The 2,655-nt window shown below is 69.4% G+C and carries 2 protein-coding genes; one reads left to right on the top strand and one right to left on the bottom strand.

Annotated features, from left to right (window positions below; all coding sequences use genetic code 11):
• Positions 1-95: 95 nt before the first annotated feature.
• Complete coding sequence (locus AB0F41_RS31495) at positions 96-575, bottom strand: gamma-glutamylcyclotransferase (RefSeq protein ID WP_357430232.1); 480 nt, start codon at positions 573-575, stop codon at positions 96-98.
• A gap of 196 nt (positions 576-771) precedes the next feature.
• Here AB0F41_RS31495 and AB0F41_RS31490 point away from each other — a divergent pair, with 196 nt between their 5' ends.
• Positions 772-2,175 (top strand): NAD(P)H-quinone dehydrogenase, encoded by a 1,404-nt coding sequence (locus AB0F41_RS31490; RefSeq protein WP_357430230.1) that lies wholly within the window; start codon positions 772-774, stop codon positions 2,173-2,175.
• The last annotated feature ends 480 nt before the right edge of the window (positions 2,176-2,655 follow it).

Here is a 2,655-nt window from a genome sequence, read left to right as displayed (position 1 = left end):
GGAGCGACCAGAGGGAGGGAGCGCAGCGACTGACCGGCGGGAGTGAAGAACCGGGTTAATAGGGCCCCACCCTCGAGCGGCGGAGCCGCTCCAATTCAGCTGAAGTTGTTGCCCGGGCCCACGTTGCGGCTGTTGCGGGTGCGGAGGGCGTGCACGTACTCCTCGGGGGCCCCCGCTTTTTCGGCGGCATCGGCCATCACGCCGATGTAGCGGGCCGACGGGAGCCCGCCTTCATAGGCGTCCAGGACGTAGAGCCAGGCCAGGATCGGGTCGGCGCCGCTACCGGGGCTGGGGGTGACGCGGAGGCGGATCTTGCGGTGGATACCGAAATCCGAGCCCTCCCAACGGTCCAGCCGCTGCTCGTCCTCGGGGGAGACGTCGTAGAGCACTACGAAGACCCGGGAGCCGGGTTCCTCCACGACCGTCGCGAGCGGGCCTTCCCAGCCGATATCGTCCCCGCTGAACGTGAGGCGCCAGCCCTCCAGCCAGCCCGTCCCGGACATGGGGGAGTGCGGACAGCGCTCGAGCATCTGGGTCGAATCCATATTGGACCCGTAGGCAGCGTAGATCGGCACACCGGCAGCTTAGTTGTGTGGCGCCGCGCACCGGTACGGGGCGTCGTAATTCGTGCTCGGCGATGTGCTTCGGGCGTGCCGACGCGCGGTCGCGGCCGGACGCGGGCGCGACCGCGGCACGCATTAGGCTTGACCCGGCGAGTGAGGGCCGCGAGCTGCCGCGCGCCGGGCGCGGGTGATTAGGACAGGGGTAGATATGACCCGCATTGCGATCATCGGTGGCGGACCCGCGGGCTATGAGGCGGCTCTCGTCGCGGCCCAGCACGGCGCGCAGGTGGTGCTGATCGATTCCGACGGTATCGGCGGTGCGTGTGTGCTCTGGGACTGTGTGCCGTCCAAAACCTTCATCGCCTCGACCGGCGTGCGGACGGATCTGCGGCGCGCCCGCAACCTGGGGATCACGCTGGACCCGGAGCAGGCGGAAGTGCGGTTGCCGGAGGTCCACGAACGGGTGAAGGTGCTGGCGCTGGCGCAGTCGTCGGATATCCGGTCCAAACTGCAGGCGGCCGGGGTGCGGGTGCTGCCGGGGCGGGGCCGGCTGGCCGGGCCGGGCTCGGGTCGCGCCACCCATCAGGTCACGGTTTCGTTCCCGGAAGGTGCCGAGGAGACCGTGGAGGCGGAGGTCGTGCTGATCGCGACCGGAGCGTCACCCCGGGTGCTGCCCGGCGCCGAACCGGACGGCGAGCGGATCCTGAACTGGCGCCAGCTCTACGATCTCGCCGACCTGCCGGAGACGCTGGTGGTGGTGGGTTCCGGTGTCACCGGCGCCGAGTTCGTCTCCGCTTATACGGAGATGGGTGTGCGGGTGATCTTGGTCTCCAGCCGCGACCGCGTGCTGCCGGGGGAAGACGCGGACGCCGCACTGGTTCTCGAGGACGCGTTCGCCGAGCGCGGTGTGGAACTGGTGAAGCACGCGCGCGCGGACAAGGTGGAACGTACCGCCGATGGCGTGGTGGTGACCCTGTCCGACGGCCGCACTGTCACCGGGTCGCATGCCCTCATGACCGTCGGCTCCACCCCGAACACCGGCGACCTCGGCCTGGAACAGGCCGGAATCGAACTCGACCGCGGCGGCTACCTCCGGGTGGACCGGGTTTCGCGGACCGCCGTCCCCGGCGTCTACGCCGCCGGCGACTGCACCGGCCTGCTGCCGCTGGCCTCGGTGGCCGCCATGCAGGGCCGGATCGCCATGTACCACGCCCTCGGCGAGGGCGTCAGCCCGATCCGCCTGAAAACGGTCGCCTCAGCGGTGTTCACCCGCCCCGAGATCGCCACGGTCGGCGTGAGCCAGACCGCCATCGACAACGGCGAGGTCCCCGCCCGCACGGTCATGCTGCCCCTGAACACCAACCCCCGCGCGAAGATGTCTGGCCTGCGCCGCGGTTTCGTGAAGATCTTCTGCCGCCCCGCCACCGGTGTGGTGATCGGCGGTGTGGTGGTGGCACCGATCGCCTCCGAGCTGATCCTGCCCATCGCCCTCGCGGTGCAGAACAACCTGACGGTCAACGACCTGGCCCAGACGTTCTCGGTGTACCCGTCCCTCACCGGCTCGGTAATGGAAGCCGCCCGGCAACTGATGCGCCACGACGACCTGGGCTGAGTTTTTGGCGGCGCCTGCGGCGCCGCGGGGTTTCGGGCCCCTTGTGTCCCGTGTTTCAGCCCTCGAGACTCGCGGCTTCGCCGCCTCGCTTCGAGAGCTGAAACACGGGACGGCCCGAAACCCTTTCAGGGCCTCGTAAGACTCGGCGCTTGGAGGGTGAGCTGATCGGAGGAGGTGGCCCGGACGGATCCGGCCCGGTGGTCCGGTCACGCTCGGACCGCACCAGGGTTACAGAGGTGAACTCGGAGTGCCGATGTAGTGAACGGATTCGTGCCCGATTCCCAGACAGTGACCGTATCCTTTTCCCCCGCCCGATAAACGAACCACCGACCGACCCGCCGCCTTTCCGGCCGATCCCGGTCGGACGACCCGGCCACCGCGAAGCGCCGAGTCTTACGAGGCCCTGAAAGGGTTCGGCCCGCGTCGCCTGTCAGCACTCGAAGCGAGGCGGCGCAGCCGCGAGTCTCGAGTGCTGACAGG

It is taken from the genome of Nocardia sp. NPDC024068 (assembly GCF_040638875.1).
In the GTDB taxonomy this organism is placed as follows: domain Bacteria; phylum Actinomycetota; class Actinomycetes; order Mycobacteriales; family Mycobacteriaceae; genus Nocardia.
This window is presented reverse-complemented; position numbering and strand designations above follow the sequence as displayed.